We start from the raw sequence: 24,118 nt of genomic DNA, 5'->3' as shown, positions 1-24,118 counted from the left end.
TCGTCCAGATTAACCGGACGACCTTTTATATCCCATCTAAATAATCTCTACATTATTTTGCAGTGGTACTTACAGGCAACATTGCGTTGTAAGTTTCATTTGCGCTGCCATATTTAATATCATCGAAATACAACACTCTCAGATTAGTTGAAGTGGTTTTTGTACCATTCCAGTCTGATTTGTAGATACCCATTTTCCAGTTAGGAAGGTGGAAATCGCCAGTGATTTTGTACATGCTGGCACCTTTACGGCTTACCAGTTTTTGACCATCTTTCCAGATCTCGATCAAACCATCAGAACCTGATGAGTGAATGATATGATATACATAAGTATGCCATCTGTCTTTTTCAATTGTGCCAAGGTCAGTCTTAGCGTTATCTGGTGTTCTCATAACCAGACGGCCATTTGTTACACGAATAGAAATAGCCGGGGTGATGCCACCGCCACCATGCCACTGGCTGATAACTTCATCAGCAGCTTCATCTTTATACTGAGCGCTGGGCATATATAACGAATAAGAATACCAGAAGTTGTTAGTAGTAGGCGTTGGGAAAGATATTTCAGCCCTTGTACCACTGTGACTTTCAGGGTCGGTATCTCTTAACTCGAAACGAGCTGATTTGGTGCCGCTGAAAGCATGGGTTGTAGACTGAGTAATACCATAGGAAGTAGCAGTTTGAATAGTACACAGGGAATTTAAAAAGCTGCTGCCATCTGCATTTTCAGACCAGATTATATTTCCGCCTGATGTTGACTCTGTTGACACGGCTTCATCGTTTGCATTTGCAGTAGGATCTACCGGCCTGTCAACGTTTTTTTGACAAGCAGCCAATGTTGCTAATACCAGGGAAACAGACAGCACGCGCTGATTTCTACGGAACCAATTACCTCTTTTGTGCATCGTTGTTTTCATTTTTACGTTGTTAATTTCTAGATTTTAAAAAAGTGTTTTCAATTGCCGGTAACGTCTTGCTTACGGCACAATTCTCCCCCGCATACATCACAGGTGCGTTTTTTTTACCTGTGATGCATAACATATCCTTCATGCCGCATTCTGCTGCATGTAAAAATTTTGTGCTGATGCGAATAGTACTATTTACAGATTGTCACATTGACTGCATTGCAAATAATTACTTATTCACTCAGATAATGAACCCTGAAGAACAGATTAAAACAGACCGCTTTTTGAGGCGATGACTGTTCTTCGTTCAAGCTGTGTAGTTGAGATTTTTACTGACCGCGCGTAGCTAAATTTCAGTACGCTTTTTGGAGCAATAGCACGGAGTATTTGTTTTCTTATTTCTGGTACGGATGAAAAGATGTTTGATACATCTTTGAGGAATTTTCTGATAGTGTTCATCATATGGATATTTTCGTTTTCAAAAAAGGTATTTGCACTATTCAACAAACATGGTGCCTGTTTTACCAGGCTACAGTTCTTACAGGACCGGACATCTATCAATTTGCTTTCATTCAGTACGACGTTGCAAAGTTGGCGCCATTTTCATTCAATTGCGCCTTTCAATAGTAAAAATGACAAGAATGTAGTCGATTTAATATAAGCCGTAATAAGAGTTTTTGCTTAAAAAAAATGGCCCTGAAAAATTAGTGTCCAGAAAACAATTGCATGCCAATTGTATCGGTTTAGCAAGTATCTGTAAAGGGCATCCCTGCAAAAAAATCATTATCTTGCTAACATATTGATTTTGTATGATTGTTGTAATTCAATGTAAAGACCAGGTTGGATTGGTGGCCGGCATTACAGGTGTGCTGGCTAAGGAACAATTGAATATTGTTTCGTTACGGGAGCACGTTGACAAGATAGAGAACCGCTTTTTTATCAGGGTACATTTGGAAGAGGATGCCGATTCACAGGCGCTGGAGGCCAGGCTGAAACAGGTATTACCGGCCGATGCAGTAATAAAAGTGAACCCTTTGCCGGAGAAAAAAGTAGTGGTACTGGTAACCAAAGAATACCATTGCCTGGGTGATATTCTTATCCGTCATTATTTTAAAACCCTGGGTGCCCAGGTGCAATGTGTGATTGGGAATCACGATACGTTGGAGAATATCTGTCAGCGGTTCGATATTCCGTTTTACCTGGTATCGCACGACCAAAAAGATAAAGCTGATTTTGAAGCACAGGTAAGCAGTTTGATTGACAAGCATGCCCCTGATTATATTATCCTGGCCAAGTTCATGCGTATTTTATCGCCGGAGTTTGTGGCCAGGTATACCGGACGGATCATCAACATACATCATTCCTTTCTGCCGGCCTTTGTAGGTGCCAGTCCTTACCGACAGGCTTTTGAGCGCGGGGTGAAGCTGATTGGAGCTACGGCCCATTTTGTTACCAACGAGCTCGATGAAGGGCCTATTATCGCGCAACAGATCATTCCGGTGACGCACTCACACACCGCAGGCGATATGATGAAGGCTGGTAAAGAGATTGAAACAGCGGTGCTGGCGAAAGCGCTGCATCTGGTGTTTGAGGACAGGGTTTTGGTATATAGGAATAAGACGGTGGTGTTTGAGTAGGAGTTAACAGGTTAACAAGTTGACGGGTTGACAAGGCTGGTACGCGGCCGTCGGGAAGTTAACAGGTTAACAGGTTGACGGGTTGACAAGGCTGGTACGCAGCCGTCGGGAAGTTAACAGGTTAACAGGTTGACGGGTTGACAAGGCTGGTACGCAGCCGTCGGGTTTTCCCTGTTAACTTTTTAACTTGTTAACTTTTCAACTTGTTAACGTATCAGCTTAAAGGCACTTCCTTATTTCATGAGCTGTTTATCAAAGCCCATTTTAACTAACTCTTCGTAAGCCGTCCATACTTCAACCGGAATTTCCTGATAGATCTGGAAACCTTTTTCAGGATACAATTTTATCCGTTGCAGATCGCCCACCATCATATTGATGAGCTTTTCTATAGATATATCGTTGGTGGGATATTCTTCAAATGAAAGGCGGGGAGAAGTGACCAGTAGTTTTTTATCGGGCCAGTGTTTTTTGAACGTAGCATAACTGCGGCGTTCCATATAGGGCTTCTGTACCACTATAAAGCTGTCGAGATTCAGGTTTTTCTCCTGCAGCAACTGTTGTGTGAACAGAATATTTTCGCCCGTATTGGTGCTTTTATTTTCAATAAAGATGGCTTCGCGCGGTACGCCCCTGTCGAGGGCAATAGTGGCAAACAGATCGGCTTCCGTTTCTGCCCACATATCTTTGGTGATTTTTCCCAGGCCGCCGGAGAAAATGATAATGGGAGCATACCCCTGCAGGTACACATCAGCACCCCGTTCGGCGGTGCGGGTGTCCATACTGCCCAGTACGAGAATACAATCAGCCGGTTCCAGTGTATGGTGTAACTGATGATAATTCCACAATATTTTAGCGAGCGCGATGGCTTCCGGGTTTATCATTGTTTTGTACGGTTAGGTTTCTACAGGTAAGCAAGAAATTTGCCAGGAATACAAAAGGCAGAAGGCAGAGGGCAGAAGACAGAAAGGCCGCGACGCGGAATGCTCAACCTGACCAGAGCCCCGTAACCCAATAACTTAAAACTTTCAACTTAAAACTATGAACTTTTAACTGCTTCATGTTTGCTGAGTTTGTTCAATTCAAGCACGGTGCCATTGGCGGTTTCATGATACATGGGAATGAATTTGCGGTTATAAAGGATTTCATGGTAAGTATAAGAGGTTCGCTGCTGCACGGTATTGCCATATACGTCATTGAAACCGCGGATCAGGACATAGATCTCCACATCATTTGCGGCCAGGTCTTCGCTGGTAAAGCCAGCCAGGGGGCTTTGGTCATCGATGGGGTGTACCACTGTCCAGTTCATGGGCATGCTTTCAATTTTACTGCGTTCCAGGTTCAGGGTATAATACCGGTACCTCGGTTCGCCATTTTCATTGACCATCATGGCCAGGTTTACCTGAACGGTTACATCGGAGAGTGCGTGGTGTTGTTTGAAACACACAAACCGGAACATTAAGGCTGTTATATCTTTAAAGGGCGCTATTAATGCCTCGTTACTAAAAGCCACGTGTGCGCGCGGACGGGCAAAACGACCATAAATAAGACCGGTTGCCAAAGCGAACGATAAAAAGCCGCTCATAGCCTCTACAGCTGCCACCAGGTTGGCCAGGTCGCCTATAGGGTTAACCCGGCCATAACCTACTGTTGTAAATGTTTCCGTACTGAAAAAATACAGTTCTTTAAAAGTGTTCCCGGGGGTGGTAGAAAGAAAACCTGTGAACTGGCCGGCGCCTATCAACCAGTAAATACCGGTATACACCAGGTTGATACTAAAAAAGAAAAGCACGAGGACACAGATGAATTGCCACAGCGGCAGATTGATCATGGTATAGAAAATGCTGAAGCGTTCCCAGAAAGGTCCTCTTTTATGCAGGTTGAAGGTTCCGTCTTTGTTTATAAACCGGCTGCCGTTTATTACGCCGGTATTACTAAAACCGGTGTCGTCGTTTAACTTAGGTACAGGATTTACTTGCTTGACTAAAGGCATGTTTATTAGTATTACCCTGCAAATGTAAATACTATATCTTCAAAACCATTTTCCATTCCTCCTGTCCCAGGAAGTGATGCCTATTTTAAAATGTACGGGGTTATTGAATTTATTGGCTGCGGAACCTACCACATACACGCCGAGCTTGAATTTACTGAGGGGGTTAAACGGCCATTTGAAAACCCGCTCAATGCCTGCAAAGGTTTCTACATAGCGCAAGGAGCGTTCAGGTGCTATCAAAAAGCCGCCACCCGCCACTTCGCGTAACTGTAATTTTTTCAGCAGGGGAATTTTATTGATCAGGGCACCATTGAACTGATGCAGGTAATGGCCCTGGTAAAACCGTTTGAAAACGGGGAAGGTAGAATCCAGGGACTGAAACGCTTCCTGTGGGTTCATAAAGAGCAGCGGATCGCCCCGGCGCTGGTATTTATAATCAATCAGCCGCAGGTCTTTTGTATTAAAGAAACTACCGGTACGTACGCTGTAGTTCGAGATGCCTGCCAGTCCGAGTTTTAATTCCTGTTCCAGCCCAAACTCCAGGTAATCGAAATTCACTTTGCTCCCCATGAGGCCGGGAATACCTTTGCGCAGGGAAACATAAAAGGTTGGCCAGGCAGAACCGAGAATGATCTTTTCCCGTGGTTCCCTGATATACCGTTGCCGGGGCGTATATGCCAGCCTGATCTTTCCATATGTAGCATTGTAGGGTTCAAAATCCACCGCCTTGTTATTAGCCAGCAGATCGATGTCGCCGAATAAACTATCCACCTGCGAATTGGTTTTATAATCACTCACCGAGCGGCGAAAAGCAAACTCCAGGTCGGTGTATAAGAATAAGCCATTTACCAGCTCTACTTCATGGCCAATGCCCAACCCATTCTCCAAATATACACTGCTGCGTTTGAGCTGATTGATCCAGGCATCGCCCTGAAAGATGAGTTTGAACTCGCGGCCGGCACTAACTCTTAGTATACCCCGGTTAAAGGGATTGTACAAATATCTTACCCTCAGGCTGCCGTTGATATCGTGGTTGCGGATGCCATAACTGAGGTTGGGATCTATCCAAATACCTCTGCGCGAAGGAAATCGCTTACTGTAAAAGACCATGGCCATTATGCGTGTACCGCCATATTGAAGCGGCTGGTACAAACCGGGAAGGGGTGGTAACATCCAGTGCCGTTCCTTTTCATGGTTATTGAACTGCTGACCACTCCAAAGCCATTTTTTCCAGGTTAGATTATTGGTCACCCGGTCAAGTGAATCGAGGTATTCCCTGGTATGAATGGCGCGGTAAATACTGTCTTTATACTGAATAAAGCGTACTTCTTTTTCCGTGAGGGGTTCCGTTCTGTTGGCCTGCCAGAAGGTGCTGTCTTTTTCATAGGCTTCCTGGGCAGTGGCGCTTACTTCCACTCCGAAATGTTTTTTATCGAACTGTTTATGCAGTTCAAAATTCGTATAGGTGGCTACCGTTACACCAGATTTCGTTGCCTTATTGCTTTTTGAATAATAGGTAAACTGTTGCCGGGTGATCATCCATGCGGTATCTTTTACTAACTCATACTGTTGGTTTACCTCAAAGTAATCGTATTCCGGCAAATGATACGTGGGAAATTTCAATTGCGTATGCGTGATCACCCATAAACTATCGGCGATGGTTATTTCGCCTTCTACAGTGGCATTACTTACCTGTCGTGGCTTTACACTGATCACAAATAATTTGCGGGTACCCTGGTGTTCGGTCCGGATCAACCTGAACCGGTAGGCAAGCAGCCCGCTGTAACTGACTGGTGAAAGAAAAGGTGTTTCCGACAACGAGCGTGTTTTGATGAGGTTGTTATAGAAATTGAAATCGCCCTGTGTAGTCGATAAATAAAACAATCCCGTTGTATTGCCGCGACGGGTTACACCCAGTCGTTCTTCCTTACTGCCCTGGGGCGATCGATCGAGCTGCAATACAATTTCAGCCATGGCCATTCTATCCAGATCCGGATTGGTATTTGTGGGAATTACCGGCAGGGTGTCATTCTTTACCGGCTTTTTCTTTCCCTTTATCTTTAATGAATCTTCCTGGACGGCTTTTATGTACACCATACAGGAGTAGGGGCCTGCAGCGGACTGGATGGTATCTTTCCGTCGGATCACATTTCGGATGATCTCTTCTGACCGGTCGCGCGATTTTCCTTTTACCACCACTTCAGAAAGCCCCCTGGAGTTATCTACTTCCATGATAATATTCTGTATATAATCCGCTTTTTGAATAATGATGGTGATCACCTGGGTCTTGTACCCGATCATGCTAACTACCAGGTCGTATTTGCCTGGTTCTAACTGCAATTCGTACGTGCCATTTTCTTTGGTAACCACGCCGTGTTTCCATTCCTTTACCTGAACGGAAGCAAATGCCAGCGGTTCCAGCCGGGTGTTTGTTATTTTTCCATGAACTTTATACGATTGTCCTAACGTATAGGAATAGAAGAGAGTAATGAAGAAAAGCAATAGTATGGCTCGGCTCATGCAGGTGTTAGGGTTATGCCCTTAAAATACAGCCTTCTGCCAGGAAAGAGGAATTTGATTAACGAGTTTAAATTGAATTTAACAGTTTAGTTTTTTAGTTCATAGGTTATTAAGTTCGTAGGTTATCAGGTTTGTAAGTTATTGGGTTATTGAGTTTTTAAACCCAATAACCTGCGAACCTGATCATATTACTGGTTACCAGTTACCGGTTGCCGGGCTTATATTGCATACAACTGACTTTTTTTTGTTTTTCCCGGTAACCGGAAACAGGCGACCGGCGACCGCCAATCAGCTAACGGGTATCCCATACTTTTTCGCTTGTGTCCTAATAAATAAATCAGCCTCCGAACTGCCATCTGCACACACCTGGTCCATTTTTTTTCCGAATTGTTTTACCAGGGCGGGGTTATTGATCAGTTGCAGGGGACCTTCTTCCGTTTGTACGTCAATGACAGGCAAACAGGAAGAGTCGCCAAACATAGACACTTCATTTGCTTTAGTTACAAATGAGCCGCCTATGCCGCCATGCGAAGTATAAAAGAAACGTTCTTCGGCATGATCAACACCAATGTATTTGAGTGAGGTATTGCCAAAATAAGTGCGGGATTTCACATCTGGATGACGACGCGCATGCGCCACGAATTTTACATTCTCTACATTCATGCCATCCAGGCAACCTTCGCGGTCAACAGAATCGTACAAGCCCATAAAATACACGCGAACAAGCGGACTTAACATTCTGGCCAAAGCAGTTACGGCCAGGCCGCCACGGCTGTGACCGATCAACACTACGCGTACATCATCGGTAGTCAGCGGTTGATGCGCAAGCATGTTCTGCGTAACGGCTACCGGTTTGCGGTAAGACACTGAATAGCCACGGCTGGCCATATAGTTCTGGGTAGTGCGTTCCTGGTTCTGCATACAGCTGTTTACATCAAACATCTCCAGGGGTTTGATGGCCTGGCTGCGAATAGCAGGGAAAAGCGAATTAATGCGTTGATAAATAAAATCGAGTGCTTCCTGTAGAATGGGTTCGGTATCGGTGCCGGTAATTACATTGGAGGGGCCGTTATACCAGCGCCGGTCAATATCCATAGCGCCATAATGAACATCGCGAATAAACTTATAAGTGCTGCTGTTGCTTCCATCTTTGTACATCCATTCACGGGAGCCTGTGCCATCTATACCAACTACGATATATTTGTTATTCATGAGAAAGGTTTGATTAATGGTGATTGGGTATTCCGGGAAAAGGGTAGTGACGTGACCAACGAGGGTTATAACGTCAACCCCTGACTGGCAACAAATTTTACACCAATTTCAGAAAATTATTTTAATTTAAACATCTGAATATTCAACCGGCACGTAAATTGGTTATAAATATTTTGTGCATTGAATATTTTTTTGTCCTAATTTCGTTTTGCTGCACTGAGAGCATGATCAAGACATTCCCCTTTTGACACGCTTCCCTGGTTGCGTTGAATCGTACACCCGATACATTAATCTTTAAGATCATGCGGCTAAAGTATTATACGTTACCATTGGATCCTGAATTATTGATGCAAAAGAAAGAGCATCCTGGTTGTACCTTAAAACAATCGGTAGGCCATCACCTGCACCTGATCATTACCACCGCGTTTGGTGAAATGCAGAGTGATGTTGACTTTGGTAATTCCATCTGGGACCATGATTTCGATAATCTTACAGCCCGCACCCGGCAACAGGAATGGATGAAAGAATCGCTGATACAGGCCATTCGCAAACATGAAAAAAGACTGGATGCCATTAAGGTAGATGTATTGGTTAAACAGGAAGAAGTAAACGCACTTACCACAGAACGACGCGTAAAGAAACGCCTCGATATTAATATTACCGCCCGACTCACGGCTACCAGCGAAGACATTACTTTCCGCGACAGCTTTTTTGTGAGCCCGTTATCATATAGTTAATTGTTGATACAGGCCCTGATCACTAGCACCCCTGGTTAGATACTTTAACCAGTAACATAGTTATTATACAATGGAAAATCGGGAACAAATAAAGAACCGGATGATGAAAACGGCTGCGCGCCTGTGGGGGTATCCGGAAGATGAAACCGAATCATCTTTCGACCCGCTGGTGAATGTGCTGTTTGCAGCCACTGCCCTGGAACTGGAAAAGATCTCTAATGAGATCCATGCTTCGCGTGCCCGTTTGCTGGAACGGATGGTGCAGTTGTTGTCGCCGGAAGTGTTGTGTGGCCCATTGCCGGCTCATGGCATTTTACACGCGCGGTCAATTGATGAAACAGCCTGGCTGAAGGGAAACGATCAGTTCTACAGTTCACAAAAAAGAGGCGGACAGTATGAGGACATTGCAGGCGCCTCCGGCTACAGGGATTTCTATTTTACACCCACGGGTAACTTTCAATTAAATACTGCAGCTGTTACTTATCTCGCTACCGGCCATCAGTTATTCCGGTATCGGGAGATGATCTCGAAAGAGGTGATCACTCATTGTTTGCCCGGCAAAGAACTTGAGCAACGGGTGTTGTGGATCGGTCTTACCGGTCATCAGATAAAGCTGCACAATACACAATACTACTTTGAGATCAGGAATGAAGTAAACAAAGAATTGTTCTATAAAAACCTGGCCGATGCCCGCTGGTTTTATGGCGCCCAGGAAATGGAGGTAGTGGCCGGGTATAACCAGGAAAACATCAGTGGTGAACACCTGGATATCGAGCAATTGTTAATCAGAAAAAATACTGCCAGCTGGAAACTAAAAGAGTTTGTAAACGCTTATTACAAACCCAAATTCATTACCATTCGCCATCGCAGCAAAACAGCTGCAACGCACGAAGGCTGGCCGCCTGAATTACAACAGGCATTTGACAAAAAGGAATTGCAAACTTTACAGGCCGATAACATCCACTGGCTGAAAATTCAATTCCCTGAAAACGTTGCTACGTCGGTACTACAGGATGTACTCTGTCATATCAACTGTTTTCCCGTTATCAATGGCAGGCTGCATGAAACCCTGCACCACATGCACGACATCCTGAATATTGTACCTCTGTATTCAAACGACATCTTCTTTGATCTGAATGAGATCTCAGACCAGGATGGGCATATATATAATCTCCGTGCATTGGAGAAAAATGCACAGGAAAAGTTATCGGTGATCCTGCGGCAGGGTGGAATAGGGCGTTTTGATGAACGCGACGCCACCATGATCATCGACAACATTGTACAGCTGTTGAGTGATGAAAGTGCTGCGTTTTCTGTATTGGGCCGGGATTTTCTTTCAGGCGAACTGAAACAGTTGCAAACGATCATTTACAAACTGGAACAACAAATGATCACCCGCGAACTCAACCGCGAATACACGCCTTTCCTGGTGGTGAGAAAAGAAAAAAATGCCCGGTTGAACAACCTGACTATATCCTACTGGAGTACCGCCGGGGAACAGGGAAATGATATAAAAGCAGGTACCCCACTGCAATCGTATAAAACAAACAGTTTGTATAATACCAACTGTACACTGATCACCACCACCATTGGCGGCCGTAACCGCCTGAGTGCTTCAGAAAGCATTACAGCGTATAAATCGGCGCTATTATCGCGTGACAGGCTGATCAGTCTGGAAGACATAAGGATCTTTTGCCGCCTGCAACTGGGCAATTTGGCCAAACATATAGAGGTAACAAAAGGCGTGATGGTTCCCCGGCAGGTATCGCAGGGGTTTACCCGCACCATTGACGTTACCATTAAACTGAACCGGAAAGATTATATGGATGCGCAGGAGAAAAACCAGCTTCCATACTGGAAGGATAGTTTAGTACTGAAGCTTTCTTCAAAATCAGCCGGACTGACTCCATTTAGAGTGTTTATTGAACAGGAGAATTAAATCGTGAGTTGAGAGCAGTGAGCAGTGAGTAGTGAGTACGAATACATCTTTAACAATGACAAGACAAGACGCTATAGAAAAATTCTTTAACGAGCTGTCGGGCAACCTGCACGATATAAAAGCGGAGGTGATGGCCAATCACGCATTGCAAAACAATGTACACCCCGATGATTTTGTTGTGTTGCACGATGGCCGTTTTTACCGGGAATACCGGGCGGATGTATATGCCATCAATAAGATCGACGATGCCTGGCTGCACCAATTATTACAGCTTCGGTTATCACGCAGTGGTTTATACGACCTGGTACCCGAAGGGCTTTTTCACCAGTCGCATACGGGTACCAAATCAAACTCAGCTACCGAACTGGCAGCCCAAAGCCGAATAGACCGCAAGAAGGAACTGGCTGCCCGTAAGTTCTTTCAACCCATCGAGAATAGTTTGTTCAGACAACGGGTACTGCTGGAACAGGAAGAAGAGAACCTGCTGGCCGGCATGGACAATGGCCTGCTGAACGATTATTTCTTCACCTTCTGGGAGTTTCCGGAAGCGCTGAATAAAACCTCGGCCATGTTGCTGGTATTGCTGTTGCCTTATGCACATGCTATTGCCGGTGACCGGGAACTGATGCAAAACTGTCTGGAGATCCTGTTACAGGAAAAGGTAACAATCGAATTAATCCCTCCGGCAGGCTGCACTGCGCCCGGTAAAGACAATAGCCTGGGTTTGGGTGAACTGGGTAATGATTTTGTATGCGGACAAACCTTTTCAGAGGACTATCCATGTTTGCAATACAATATTGGACCCCTACAACAATCGAAACCCGTTGACTATGTAACAGGCGGCGACAATGAGCTGTTGCTGCAGGTATTCAATAATTATTTCGCACCGGCAGAAGCCGATATTATTATAAATGTAGAAGTTGATCGTACCCGTGCTTTAGTAGAACTGAATGCTGACGAAAGCCCCATTCTTGGTTTCTCGGCTATTTAGTAACCATAAAAAATTGAACCTTATAATATGATGACACCCGAACTTAACAGATTGTTATTGTACCTGGGTATAGGCCTGATCAGCTTTGGAGCCATCATAGGCATATTCGCCCAAAAAATACGTAACAGTTTTAAACCATTCAGCAAAAGAGCTCTCTGGTATCTGTTGATTGCTGTGGCGGTATTTGCATTGACTGGTTTATTCATTGCCGGCGGCGTATTTTCCAACTACAACAGGTACTTTATATTCTTCCAGGTATTATTCCTGCTGTATGGCGGTTTGCACATTTATATGATGCAACGAAAAATGGATTGGGGGAGAGACAAACAATCTTTTTTACCTGATCTCATTTTTACGCTCCTGATCGCCCTGGCCGGGGCCATTTGTTTTATACTCGCCTACCGGTGGGTAAACCGGGAAGGGTTGGAGATCGCCATGATGTGGTCGACCCTGTTTTTCATTATTCCCTTATTTGTATGGCATACCTTCTTAACCGCCCTGGCCATTCCACCCAAAATATTGAATCAATGGTATTACCCGGTACACGAACCTATGGAGGACCCGGAAGAAAGCAAACTGAGAAATATGCTGCTCATCAGTTTTGAATTTCAAAAGAACGGACAAGACACATACTTCACCAACTTCAGGGCAAAAGCCCCTGTAGATATGGAGCTGGGTGAACTGTTCTATTATTTCATAAACGATTACAATGAACGACACCCGCAGGGACAGATACTTTACTCAAGCGGCATAGGCAAACCACACGGCTGGATGTTTTACAAAAAGCCAAAATGGTATACCATATTGACCACTTATATGGATGCAGATAAAACCATTTACCTGAATCGCATCAGGGAAAATGATGTTATCGTATGCAGCCGCATTATTGAAAACTGAGGATAGAACATACTAAACTAATCAAGCATGCAGTCAACAACTGAATACTTACCGGTAAACTGGGTAGATGGGATGAAGATCAACAAAACCCATTTTATTGCCCAGGACAATGCATTCACTTACCGGCAGGCCCATACCGTTAGCAGTTTTTTAAACGAACACAATTATGGATTATTACCGGTATTTGACCGGCATCATACCTCGGCGAAATTATTCTTATCGCTCGATAATGAGCAAACCGTACACCTGCGTATACAACGGGCCCGCGCTATTTCCCGCGGCGGGTATGTAATGGAATTCGACACTGATACTGCGCTTACGGGTCAGCAGTTATCGGCAGGTATTCCCGGATTGCAGGTACCCTTCAGTGAGTTGAAAGACCGGTCTGCTTTTTACTATGTTGTATTAAGCATCGATCCGTATAAGCGGGTACCTTTTGGAACTGCCGATCCCAAAGAGACACCACCACGCATGCCATACACCATGCCGGGATATTCCCTTACCTTATTGCCAGCCAATGAAACCAGCGCGCTTTCACTGGGTGAATTTCAGGTGCCGGTAGGGAAGGTGATGGTAGAAGACCAGGCGGTTCGGTTGGTGGAGAATTATATTCCACCCTGTACAGCGGTAAACAGTCATTATGAATTGCTGGAAGTACATGCCGGTCTGGAACAGTTCTTTGGCCAAATGGAATTGTATGCGCTGCAGATCATTCAAAAGATCTTACAAAAAAAACAACAGAACGAACTGGCTGATGCCATTTACAAGATCAGTGAGAACCTGACCCAGTTCACCGCCACCCAATACAGCAATTTCAAATTATCTTACCTCTACCAGCCACCGGTATTTATGATAACCGCTGTAACCGGCATGGCGCGCCTGATAAAAAACACCATGGACTTCTATACAGGCACCAGTAAAGACGAACTGATCAGCTATTGTACCGAATGGTGTGGCGTAAGCCAGGGTGAACTGGAATCATCCATCACCAGCCTGTGCAGTTACCAGTACAACCACCTCGACATCAATGATGCGCTGGACAAAGTATTACAGTTCACCCAGATCATTTCATCCTTATTCAACAACCTGTCGCGGCTGGAATACATCGGCAAAAAGAAAGAGACCGGCATTTTTGTGAAGGAGCAAGTATTGTTGCCGCAAACCGAGGCTACGCCGGTAAAGAAAAGAAGAAGTTTCCTGGCAGATTAATCAACGAACCATCAATCAATAAACCAATAAAAAATGCCCAGCGTATTAAACCATAAGGAAAGGAATCGCGCATTTTTAAAGTTCTTGTTCTTTTTCATCATTGCTGTTTGGCTGATAGTAGGAGCCATTTATTTCGATATACGCATTCCTTACAAGGAAAACGATGTATTGCGCGAACAGGTTACCCGCTACCGCAACCAAAGCATTGCCCAGGAGAAATTTGTAAGCAGCATGGACCAGGCTAAGATCCTGATCGATTCATTAAAACAACCGGGGGTAAACAGCATGTACCTGAACCAGCAGATAGCCGCCAAACTGCGTGAGCTAACCGATCTGCAGTATAAGGACAGCAGCATGTACAGTCGCATGAATAAGAACGTGCTCGATCTGTACCTGCGTTACCAGGATGCTACCAACAAAGTAGTGAGTATGGGTGATCTTCCCAAACAACTGGAAGATTACAAAGGCAGATTTGAACAAACCCAGCGCGATCTGGACCAGGCCCGCCGCGATATCGATCTGTTGAGAAGGGCAAGTACTGCGGGAGGGTTTTAAGTTTTAAGTTCTTTGGCCTTGGGCCGTACTCCTTTTTACGGTTTACTACTCTTTGCGGATGAAGTTTTAGTGGTTGTTGCAGGTTTTGTGGTGGTAACAGCTGCCGGTTTGGTAACGATCCTCACTCTTCCTGCGGAAACAAAACGTTTTTTCCAGTAGGGATCATCGAGGCTGGCAATACTCACTCCACTGGAAGTAGAGGCGTTGATAAAGTACCGGTTTTGCAAATACATGCCAACATGTGAGATCGTTTGACCGGGAACTGTACAAAAGAAAACCAGGTCGCCTTCGGAAAAAAAATTTTTACCATGAAAAGGCTCCACATTTTTTGTAAAGAACTGTTGCGAAGAGGTGCGTGGGACCTGGATGTTGTACACGTCATTCAACAGGCGTTGAATAAAACCGGAACAATCGATGCCTTTTTCATCGTTTCCACCGTATTTGTAAGGCGTTTTCATCCATTTATCGATGAAAGCGTACAAAGTATAGTTGGAAAGACTGTCGGGATCGACTTTCAGGTAAGCACCGTATTTAATAAACATTTCGCTTTCGGTAAGTTCATTGGTGGGCGCCAGAGAGTGGTCAGCTGGCTTTACCACTATGGTCTGATACTGATTGGTCGATTTACGCGAGCTGGAGCAGGAAGCCAGTAAAACCACCAGTGAAAAGCAGGCCACCACAGTGAGCCGGAAAATAGGAAAACTATATTGAAATGTGTGCATTCGATTCATAGTTAACAGAATAATGTAAAAGTATGGAAAATAAAAAAATACAGCTGGCATATCTCGACGAAAGGGTCATTCTTACAATGATCATTACGGCTTTGCTGGGTTTGGTGATCACCGGGTTTAAATACAAGAATTATGAACATTGTTTCGATTTTCATATAAAAGCAAAAGCGAACTTCTACCGCACTGACGAACCTATTCATTTTGAGACCGACGCCTTGTACGCCAAAGAGTTTCAGTGGGATTTTGGCGATAATGAGAACAGTCAGACCAATATCAGCTCGGTAGTGCATGCTTACAACCTGCCTGGCGAATACACGGTAGCTTTAACCGTTAACGGAACCTGTACCGAATACAAAACTGTTTATATTACCCGGGCGCCCAAACTTGAAAATCCACTGTTGCAGCCCCGGTTTATTTGTCCGCAGCAGGCTGAAGTGGGCAAAGCAGTAACCTTTCAGGACACTACACCCGGCGCTCATAGCTGGGAATGGCGTTTTGGCGAAACCGCTGTGATTGACGCTACCGCCTCCACCGCCAGTTATGTATATAAAACTCCGGGATTAAAAACCATTTCCCTGGTATTGAACAACGATCCCAAACAACTCGGGGTTTGTAAAGTGTATGTGAACGATAAAACAGTGGCACCCTCGCGGTCAAATGCCCGCACGCCAGCACGTTCTTCCGGGCCTTCCTTTGTAATAGTACCGGCCAAACCACAAACGCCTACACTGGAAGAACAAAGCCGTCCACAACCTGCAATTACGGAGCCGCCCAAACCACAGGGCGTAAACATCAGCAAACAGGATCTTGAAAGCAAATTGCGCGGTGTGGTGAACAACTATTTAACCGCCGAAAACTTCTCCCAATATTTCTGTAACAACCTGAATGTACCGGTTAGCCTGAATGGGACCGAGATCACCTTTAACCAATTCTGTACAAAACTCAGTTCCATCAAGAATGATAAAAAGATAAAACAACTGAACGTACAACAAATAAAAAGCAGTGAAACCAATTGTCTCATTGGGTTAAATGTAAGTCTGAAAATGAAGCAAGGCTTCCTGGGAATATTTTAAACCATTAATCAATGACAGAAACACTATTAGGCACCCCCATATCTGATTCATTCAAAAAAATGAACCATATAGCCCAGGCTATTGCCCGGGAGAATATGCACCCGCATATTGCCCCGCCACATTTACTAAAAGCATTGCTGCATAAAGACGCCGGACTGCAATCGTTGTTAAAACAACTGGATAAAGACATTTATTACCTGGAAGAGTGGGCTGAGGTACGTATGGAGTCATTGCCCAAAGCAACCCGCCTCGATGATACCCTTACCGCAGATGAACCGGTAAAAGCAGTCATGGAAGAAGCCGACACCATACGGGTAATGACAGGCAGTGACGAATTGGAAAACCTGCACGTACTGGCCGCCTTAAGCACACCAGGTGTTGGGTTCAGTTATGAACAGTTAAAAACATTCCCCATACAACGGCAGGAGTTGTTGCTGCAATCCATTGCCGATAACACCCTTAATAAAATAACAGGTATTGGTAATACCAATGGCACTGCAAAGCCTGCCAATCACCAGGCGCTGTTAAAATATTGCACCCATAAAAACGAACGTGCCAAAGCCGGAAGGATCGATCCGATTACCGGTCGCGATAAAGAGATCAGGGCGATGGCCGAAATACTGGGCCGCCGGTCGAAACCAAATGTGCTGATCATTGGCGAACCCGGTGTTGGTAAATCGGCATTGGTAGACGGATTTACGCTGGCTATTGAAGAAAAGAAAGTGCCGCGTTTCCTGGAGCATGCCCAGGTATTTGAACTGGACAATGGCGCCCTCGCCGCCGGCGCCTCGTACAAGGGAGAAGTAGAAGAGCGGTTGAAGAACATTATTCAGGAAGTAAAACAATTTGACAAAGCCATCCTGTTTATCGACGAAATGCACGTACTGATGGATAAACAGGGTGCTATGGCCGGCGCTGCCAATTTATTAAAGCCAGAACTGGCCCGTGGTGAGCTCACCGTTATAGGAGCTACCACCTTGGAGGAATACCGAAAGCACATTGAAAAGGATGAAGCATTTGCCCGGCGCTTTGATGTAATACAGGTAGAAGAACCCGACGTGGCCACTACCTTTCGCATGATGCAAACGATTATGCCGCATTACAGCAAACACCATGCGATATCAATAGAAGATGACACCCTGCAGGATGCCATCCGGCTGGCGAAACGTTATGTAAAAGACCGCCGGTTGCCCGATGCGGCTATAGACCTGGCCGATCACGCCATGGCAGCGCTTCGCCTGGTAAGGGATACTGGCAAACAGGTAGTGGCAGACATGAAGTTGGTGTTTGATGCTATGCAAAAAGACTCAGTTACTATCGATGACTGGAAATGGCATTATAGTCAATTGCGCAATAAGATCAGTCCTATTTTATGGGCCGCGGTTGAAGCTGAAACTGATCCAATACAAATGAAAGATGCCGGTGAAATTATAAACTATTTAAACCACGCTTACGTGGCGTTGTCTCAAATGGCAACCGATGAGCGGTTGATGCTTAATCAATCAGACGTAGCTGCTATAGTAGCGCATAAAACAGGTATTCCCATAGGGAAAGTGCAGGCGCAGGAAAAAGAGCGGCTGTTGAAAATGGAAGAGATCCTGAAGCAACGGGTAGTAGGGCAGGACCATGCCATTCGCTCTGTCAGTGAAGCCATTCTGGAGTCAAGAGCCGGTTTGGGTAAAGCTGGTCAGCCAATAGGTTCCTTCTTTTTCCTGGGGCCAACGGGTACGGGTAAAACAGAATTAGCCAAAGCACTGGCCGATTTCCTGTTCCAGGATGAAAGCTCGATGATCCGGTTCGATATGTCGGAGTTTAAAGAAGAACACAGCGCCGCCTTATTAATAGGAGCACCGCCGGGATATGTGGGTTATGAAGAAGGCGGATTGCTTATTAACAAGATCAGGCAGCAACCCTATTCGGTAGTGTTGTTCGATGAAATTGAAAAGGCGCACCAATCGGTCTTTGATATTTTTTTACAGATCATGGATGAAGGCAAGCTGCACGATAAGTTGGGGAAGGAGGGAGATTTCTCCAATGCGCTTATCATTTTTACTTCCAACATCGGCAGCCAGTATGTGGTGGACTCATTCAACAAAAAAGAGGTGCCTTCAGGTACCCGGTTAATGGAGATCATGAGCAATTATTTCCGGCCCGAGTTCTTAGGCCGGTTAACGGAGATCTGCCCGTTTGCACCGATGACCAGTGAAATGGTTGAACGCATTCTTAACATTCAATTGAAGGGGTTATACGATTCACTCGAAAAACAAGGTATAACCTTACAACTAACCGATGCGGCTAAAAAACAATTAGCAGCGTTAGGGTTTGCACCCCAATATGGGGCGCGGCCATTGGCAGGTGTTGTTCGTAATAACCTGCGCCGGCCTCTGTCGCGAAAGATCATAAGTGGTGAAGCAGGAGCGGGCGGTACTTCGTTATTAAAATTAGATGCAGATGAAAATGGTAATTTCTTATGGAATAGCGCGACTCATGTGTTATAACTATAACAGACATGTAAATGTCAGAGTTAGTCACGGTGCAACATTAATTCTATATGAATTGTCCGATTGACTAACGGAAATATGTAAATTTAATAGTCCATATTAAGGGCAGATTAAAAACAAGTTCGCTGAGTATTTTTACGATGTGGTTACTGGGGATTTTTGACAATTAGTGCTGGCGTATTAATATTTAGGAATGAAATTTGTAAAATCGACTCGGGACTTTTTCTTCTGATATCCAATCCGTCAAACCACTTTGTTCGTAAATTAATTCGACTAATCATCGCTGAAAGCGGGTCTTAATCTGAAAACCTAAAATATCTATCATGAGCATTGAGCCATACGGAATTGGCGGCACGGAAGTAAAACAAGATGCCTTCGAAGCCTTTGCAGACATCCCACAAAACCGGGTATTACTGGCCGAAAAACTCACACATGACCCACCAGTTAAACCTGTTATCACAGAAGGCTTAACAAGTATCGACGAGGTGTTTGAACACTTCAAACCCAAAGTTGATATGACCTTTGAAACAGAAGACGGCGGCATGCGCCGGGAAACACTTCACTTTAAAGGGCTGTCAGATTTTGGCGCCAAAGGCATTATTGCCCAAAGTGAGTACCTGGGGGATGTGAACATGCAGCAATTGCAATACCAGAAAATAATAAAGCAGTTGAAGACCAATAAGCTGCTGAAACAGGCACTCGCCAATCCGGAAACAAAAGAGCACATTATAAAAGCTTTGCAGTCACTTATACAGGAACTTGACTCAGCCAGGTAACATCCATACTATTTAATTTTTCCTTTACCATTAATTTGTAACCATGAGTTCTGAATCCATTAAACCCGCCCAGCAAACGGCGCTTAAAGAAGAAAAATCGCTGGCACTCCAACCGGTTGAACAACTGGAAAACAGTGTGCAGGGGCTTGCTAAATTCGGCGGTTTCGATTTGTTGGAGTCAGCTATAGACGCTGTACAAAATATCAATCCCGAAAGAAAAGCAAGGAAAAAGATCTTCCTCGAAGAGAACAGCAAAAAAGACGAACGTACTGCGCTTAAAAAAACGCTGAAGCTGTGGCTGGATATACTGCAAACTTCCGATGAGCCTGCAGAGATGATCCAAACCTGTAACGAGCGCTCAGAAATTGCGGGTCAGGTGCTGAGAAAGAACCTGAAAGAAGCCGTAAAAGAAACCGGGCAGCTCGAAAGATCATATCGCTCTGTAGCCCTTTTCTTCAAGAATACAGAAAGCCTCAAAGTAAAAAATGTATCGGTGATCAATGCTGACCCGGATCAGGTAAGAGATCTGGACAATACGCGTTTCATCGATGCCATCCATAATGAACTGACCGATAACTACGACCGCCTCGATCTGCGCAACAATTATAGCTTACTCATACTGCCCGGTTACCTTGGCAGCAACAAAGTGGTAGAGAAATGGGCAAAGATCGCTTACGAAAACAAGGTGATGCTGGTGACCGATTTTGAAGACCTGGATTCACCAGACGATGTAATGGAATTGTTTGAAGCCGCTAACCTTACTGGTGGCGATCCTTATCGTTCCAACGTGATCATGGCTTGTAACTGGCTGGTTGGCCGCGGTCGTTTTGCAGAAATTGGCGAAGAAGAAGACCTGCTGATACCACCATCGAGCGCACTCGCCGGAAAGATCTACAACACCCTGATGTCGCAGGTTACAGCCGGTAAAAAATTTGGTGGCATCAATGAAGTAGATGGCGTTCGGTTCGACCTGAAGAAAAGCGAAATTGCCAGTCTGGAAAAATTGGGGTTGATCCCAATGGTAAAAGAATATGGCAAGGTGATGGCCTTCTCTGCCAAAACATTATTCAATGGCGACAACCTGGGTTTACAGACATATTCAGTGGTGCGGGTATTTGATTATGTAACCAAAGTGATGATGGACTTTTTAAACCGTCGCGCTTTTGAGAACTTCAATGCAAGCACCCGTAAAGAACTGAACGGCCAGATCGTGAAGTTCCTCGACGGTATTACCGGACCCAATAAATTGATTGAAAACTTTACTATCAAGCGGTTTGAACAGGATCCAAATCAAAAAGACCGCATTTACCTCGACATTCATCTGAAACCGTATTTCCCCGCAAAAACTTTCATGATCAAGTTGGAAGGGCAAAAAGGAGACGATTCTGAAGTGGATTGGTCTTCTAAATACGAGCAGGATAAATAGACGCTCATGCTTGCCATCTAAAATCCATATCTACACCATCCCCAAACGGCAACCTAACTGTAGTATTCGTCAACAGTGTTATTAACCCATAACGCTGACAGGAGTCTTTTGCTCCATTGTATAACACCAGAAGATCCGGCAACATTAACTGTTAGTATTTATTGGCCCGCTTAAGTGGGCCAACAGGGATCGTTTTTTATAAATTGGTCTATATACCATTATTTTTTAATCATTCAAAACCATTAATTATGTCATTTAAGGCAAAACTTAAAGTGGCTGGCAAGGAAGTTAATGTCCTGGCATGTAACTATCAATTGAAACAGGAGACAGATGCAACTGGTCGTCCTTCATCTATCACCCGTGGCGGCAAGATCCAGCTGACAATAGAGTCTACTGGCGACACCACTTTCCTGGAGTGGATGACAAACAACTTCGAGCGTAAAGATGGCTCTATCGTTTTCATCAAACGCGATGACAACGCTACGCTGAAAGAATTGAAATTCGGTGAAGCATACCTGGTTGAGTACCGCGAAAACTTCGACGGGGCAGACACCAGCCCATTAACTGAAAGCTTCACGCTGAGCGCCAAATCAATTGAACTGGGCAGCGGTAAACATGAAAATGAGTGGGTATAATCAAAAGTATCATCAGTAGTGAGTAAAGGGTCCGCCATTCATTCCGGAGCAATCGGGGTGAATGGCTCCTTTTAATAAACACCATGTGATCATCCTAAAACACTAATCATTATTCCATGTCATTTATAGCAAAACTAAAGTTGGATGGCGAAGAGATGAACATCCTGCATTGTGCTTACCGTTTTACGCAGGCAACCGACGGTACCGGCAAACCAACTGCCATTCCACAAGGCGGCGCTGTTACGCTGGTCGTAGAAAGCAATGGTGAAACTGCTTTGTTCGACTGGATGATAAGTCCAACCCAAACAAAAAGCGGTACAATTACTTTTTATCGTCGCGATAACATGAGTAAACTAAAAAGCCTGCAGTTCAACGATGCACACTGTGTTGATTATTACGAAACCTATGATCACAACAGTGACAGTCCGATGCGGGTGCAAATAACGCTCAGTGCCAAAGAAGTAAAACTGAATGAATCAAAATTCAAAAACAACTGGCCGCAGTAATTCCCGACTAACCGACCATTTACGGAATCAATAACCATAAACGACATAACATTTTTTATGGCCCAACTAATTAGTAGCAATATAACCATTGCCGGTACTCCTATTAAACAAATTACCTCTTTTCAGCTAACCCAAAATATTTTCGATCACCATTACTTCCGCCTGGTATGTCCCGCAGAATCGCTGGAAGGATTGGAAGGCGGTATGCTGCAATCCTCCCGTAACCTGATAGGAGGTGTTTTACAGGCATCTTTCAGCACCCCCACAACCGGAAGCGGCTTACAATTCAGGGGCATCGTAATGCAGGTAGAAGCCGACCGGTTCAGCGGTCACACCGGTAACATTATCATCTCCGGAACCAGTCCCACCATTGTACTTGACAACGGCCCGCACTGCAAAAGCTGGGAGAAAAAAGCGATCAAGAACATTGCACAGGATGTACTGAAACATTTTCCGCAAGATTTACTGCAGGCGCAGGTTTCCCCATCGTATCCTGAAACACTGGCCTATACTGTGCAATACAAACAAACTGCCTGGCAGTTCCTCAATTTTCTTTGCTCCAGTTATGGCGAATGGTTGTACTACGATGGCAACCAGTTACAAATAGGCGCGCCTAAAGCGTCAGAAGCAACTGCCCTGACATTTGGCAGCAATATCAGCCGGTTTAGTATGGCGTTACAGGTACAACCTGCCAACAGCCAAATGATGGCTTACGATTACCTGAATCACGATGTATATACCAGCACACCGCAAAGCATTGAAAGCAAAGCCGGTCTTAATGATCTGGGCCGTCATGTATTTCAGGCAAGTAACAACGTATACGCCACCCAGCCCAAAGTGTGGAACAACCAGTTTGTGAGTAATAAAAAACAACTGGATGATGCCATCAATATCCGCATGGCCATGCAAAGCAGTAATACGGTTCGCTTCTCAGGCAGCAGTGCACATCCGGGTGTTAAAATTGGGGGCAACATAAATATACAGGGAAACAATCTTTATAACATGGCAGGCGAAAGTTATGGTGAATACACCGTTCTTTCCATTAGCCATTATTTCGACGGACAAGGGAATTACAACAACGACTTTACCGCAGTTCCTTCTACTATAAAATTACCACCGGTGAAAGCAGGCTCCATGCCGCATTCCGAAACACAAAGCGCCATGGTAACCGATAACCACGATCCTAAAGGATTGGGACGGGTACGTGTTAAATTCCATTGGATGAATGGGACGGAAAAAACACCCTGGATCCGCGTTACCAGTCCGCATGGCGGCGGTGGCAAGGGTATGTTCTTTATTCCCGAAGTAGGCGAAGAAGTTATTGTAGGTTTTGAAGGCGACAGCCCAATAAAACCATATATCATCGGCACTGTGTACCATGGCAAAGCCAGCAATACCTACAGCAACAGCGCCAATGATGTAAAAGCCCTGCAAACCCGCAGCGGCAATAAAGTAATTATGAACGACAAAGACGGCAGTGTGTTTGTGGAAGATAAAGACGGCAACAGTATGCTTATCGACGGGGCCGGCAATATAACGGTTAAATCCAATAAAACGGTTTTGATCGATGCTACCGACGAGATCACATTAAAGACCAAAAAGATTACCATGGTGGCGGAAGATGAAATAACCATGACCTCTAAGAAGTTCGATGGACAATTATCTGAAACGTCAACGCTGTTCGGCAAAAATGAAAACAATGTGATGTCTGCAAAAGAAGTGAATGTAGGTTCCGAAAATAAAGTCTCCATTGGTGGCAAGAAGCAGGTAGAAGTGTATGGCGGAAGAAAACTGGCGCTGGATTCAGAAGGCACAATAGAAGCCAATGGCGCAGTGACTACCTCCATTGCCGGCGGACAGGTGAAGCTGAATTGCTGATAAA

The 24,118-nt window shown here is 44.8% G+C and carries 20 protein-coding genes; 14 read left to right on the top strand and 6 right to left on the bottom strand.

Features of this window, described 5'->3' with window-relative positions; genetic code table 11:
• Window positions 1–52: 52 nt before the first annotated feature.
• Complete coding sequence (locus BMX95_RS17565) at window positions 53–913, bottom strand: polysaccharide lyase family 20 protein (protein ID WP_081202731.1); 861 nt, start codon at window positions 911–913, stop codon at window positions 53–55.
• A 797-nt stretch (window positions 914–1,710) separates the two neighbouring features.
• On the opposite strand from BMX95_RS17565, the gene purU reads away from it, so the two are divergent.
• Window positions 1,711–2,538 carry a formyltetrahydrofolate deformylase gene (purU, locus tag BMX95_RS17560; protein WP_081202732.1) on the top strand — a complete coding sequence of 276 codons (828 nt, stop codon included), beginning with the start codon at window positions 1,711–1,713 and terminating at the stop codon, window positions 2,536–2,538.
• 233 nt (window positions 2,539–2,771) lie between these two features.
• On the opposite strand, the gene BMX95_RS17555 is transcribed toward purU, so the two are convergent.
• The 4 genes from BMX95_RS17555 to BMX95_RS17540 all read right to left on the bottom strand — a co-directional run bounded on the left by BMX95_RS17555 (window position 2,772) and on the right by BMX95_RS17540 (window position 8,260).
• Window positions 2,772–3,419 (bottom strand): YdcF family protein, encoded by a 648-nt coding sequence (locus BMX95_RS17555; protein WP_081202733.1) that lies wholly within the window; start codon window positions 3,417–3,419, stop codon window positions 2,772–2,774.
• Window positions 3,420–3,574: 155 nt separating this feature from the next.
• Window positions 3,575–4,528, bottom strand: coding sequence for an ion channel (locus BMX95_RS17550; protein ID WP_081202734.1), 954 nt, complete (start codon window positions 4,526–4,528; stop codon window positions 3,575–3,577).
• 39 nt (window positions 4,529–4,567) lie between these two features.
• On the bottom strand, window positions 4,568–7,048 hold the full coding sequence (locus BMX95_RS17545) for a DUF5686 and carboxypeptidase regulatory-like domain-containing protein (RefSeq protein ID WP_081202735.1): 2,481 nt from the start codon (window positions 7,046–7,048) through the stop codon (window positions 4,568–4,570).
• Between the two features lie 288 nt (window positions 7,049–7,336).
• Window positions 7,337–8,260, bottom strand: coding sequence for a hypothetical protein (locus tag BMX95_RS17540; RefSeq protein ID WP_081202736.1), 924 nt, complete (start codon window positions 8,258–8,260; stop codon window positions 7,337–7,339).
• 302 nt (window positions 8,261–8,562) lie between these two features.
• Between BMX95_RS17540 and BMX95_RS17535 the strand changes: the two genes are divergently transcribed.
• The 6 genes from BMX95_RS17535 to tssO all read left to right on the top strand — a co-directional run bounded on the left by BMX95_RS17535 (window position 8,563) and on the right by tssO (window position 14,588).
• The gene (locus BMX95_RS17535; RefSeq protein WP_081202737.1) at window positions 8,563–8,997 is read left to right on the top strand and encodes a GPW/gp25 family protein; all 435 of its coding nucleotides are present in this window, start codon (window positions 8,563–8,565) and stop codon (window positions 8,995–8,997) included.
• A gap of 70 nt (window positions 8,998–9,067) precedes the next feature.
• The gene (locus BMX95_RS17530) at window positions 9,068–10,936 is read left to right on the top strand and encodes a type VI secretion system baseplate subunit TssF (protein WP_081202738.1); all 1,869 of its coding nucleotides are present in this window, start codon (window positions 9,068–9,070) and stop codon (window positions 10,934–10,936) included.
• A gap of 55 nt (window positions 10,937–10,991) precedes the next feature.
• Complete coding sequence (locus BMX95_RS17525) at window positions 10,992–11,927, top strand: hypothetical protein (protein WP_081202739.1); 936 nt, start codon at window positions 10,992–10,994, stop codon at window positions 11,925–11,927.
• Between the two features lie 27 nt (window positions 11,928–11,954).
• The gene (locus tag BMX95_RS17520; protein ID WP_081202740.1) at window positions 11,955–12,824 is read left to right on the top strand and encodes a TssN family type VI secretion system protein; all 870 of its coding nucleotides are present in this window, start codon (window positions 11,955–11,957) and stop codon (window positions 12,822–12,824) included.
• A 27-nt stretch (window positions 12,825–12,851) separates the two neighbouring features.
• Window positions 12,852–14,033, top strand: a complete 1,182-nt coding sequence (locus BMX95_RS17515; protein WP_081202741.1) for a hypothetical protein — start codon at window positions 12,852–12,854, stop codon at window positions 14,031–14,033.
• Between the two features lie 33 nt (window positions 14,034–14,066).
• On the top strand, window positions 14,067–14,588 hold the full coding sequence (gene tssO / locus BMX95_RS17510; RefSeq protein ID WP_081202742.1) for a type VI secretion system TssO: 522 nt from the start codon (window positions 14,067–14,069) through the stop codon (window positions 14,586–14,588).
• Window positions 14,589–14,623: 35 nt separating this feature from the next.
• Here the strand turns inward: tssO and BMX95_RS17505 are convergent, their stop codons facing one another.
• Window positions 14,624–15,310, bottom strand: a complete 687-nt coding sequence (locus BMX95_RS17505) for a C40 family peptidase (protein WP_081202743.1) — start codon at window positions 15,308–15,310, stop codon at window positions 14,624–14,626.
• 32 nt (window positions 15,311–15,342) lie between these two features.
• On the opposite strand from BMX95_RS17505, the gene BMX95_RS17500 reads away from it, so the two are divergent.
• From BMX95_RS17500 to BMX95_RS17470, 7 genes are all read left to right on the top strand, one after another.
• A complete protein-coding gene (locus BMX95_RS17500; RefSeq protein ID WP_081202744.1) occupies window positions 15,343–16,392 on the top strand; it encodes a PKD domain-containing protein in 1,050 nt (349 codons plus the stop codon).
• A gap of 11 nt (window positions 16,393–16,403) precedes the next feature.
• The gene (locus BMX95_RS17495) at window positions 16,404–18,890 is read left to right on the top strand and encodes an ATP-dependent Clp protease ATP-binding subunit (protein WP_081202745.1); all 2,487 of its coding nucleotides are present in this window, start codon (window positions 16,404–16,406) and stop codon (window positions 18,888–18,890) included.
• 326 nt (window positions 18,891–19,216) lie between these two features.
• Window positions 19,217–19,669 (top strand): hypothetical protein, encoded by a 453-nt coding sequence (locus tag BMX95_RS17490; RefSeq protein WP_081202746.1) that lies wholly within the window; start codon window positions 19,217–19,219, stop codon window positions 19,667–19,669.
• A gap of 43 nt (window positions 19,670–19,712) precedes the next feature.
• The gene (locus tag BMX95_RS17485) at window positions 19,713–21,095 is read left to right on the top strand and encodes a DUF5458 family protein (RefSeq protein WP_081202747.1); all 1,383 of its coding nucleotides are present in this window, start codon (window positions 19,713–19,715) and stop codon (window positions 21,093–21,095) included.
• A 248-nt stretch (window positions 21,096–21,343) separates the two neighbouring features.
• Window positions 21,344–21,730: a type VI secretion system tube protein TssD gene (gene tssD, locus BMX95_RS17480; RefSeq protein WP_081202748.1), complete on the top strand. Its 387-nt coding sequence runs from the start codon at window positions 21,344–21,346 to the stop codon at window positions 21,728–21,730.
• 116 nt (window positions 21,731–21,846) lie between these two features.
• Window positions 21,847–22,236: a type VI secretion system tube protein TssD gene (gene tssD / locus BMX95_RS17475; RefSeq protein WP_081202749.1), complete on the top strand. Its 390-nt coding sequence runs from the start codon at window positions 21,847–21,849 to the stop codon at window positions 22,234–22,236.
• Between the two features lie 57 nt (window positions 22,237–22,293).
• Window positions 22,294–24,114: a type VI secretion system Vgr family protein gene (locus BMX95_RS17470; protein ID WP_081202750.1), complete on the top strand. Its 1,821-nt coding sequence runs from the start codon at window positions 22,294–22,296 to the stop codon at window positions 24,112–24,114.
• Window positions 24,115–24,118: the final 4 nt, after the last annotated feature.

It is taken from the genome of Niastella yeongjuensis (genome assembly GCF_900110245.1).
In the GTDB taxonomy this organism is placed as follows: Bacteria; Bacteroidota; Bacteroidia; order Chitinophagales; family Chitinophagaceae; genus Niastella; species Niastella yeongjuensis.
This window is presented reverse-complemented; position numbering and strand designations above follow the sequence as displayed.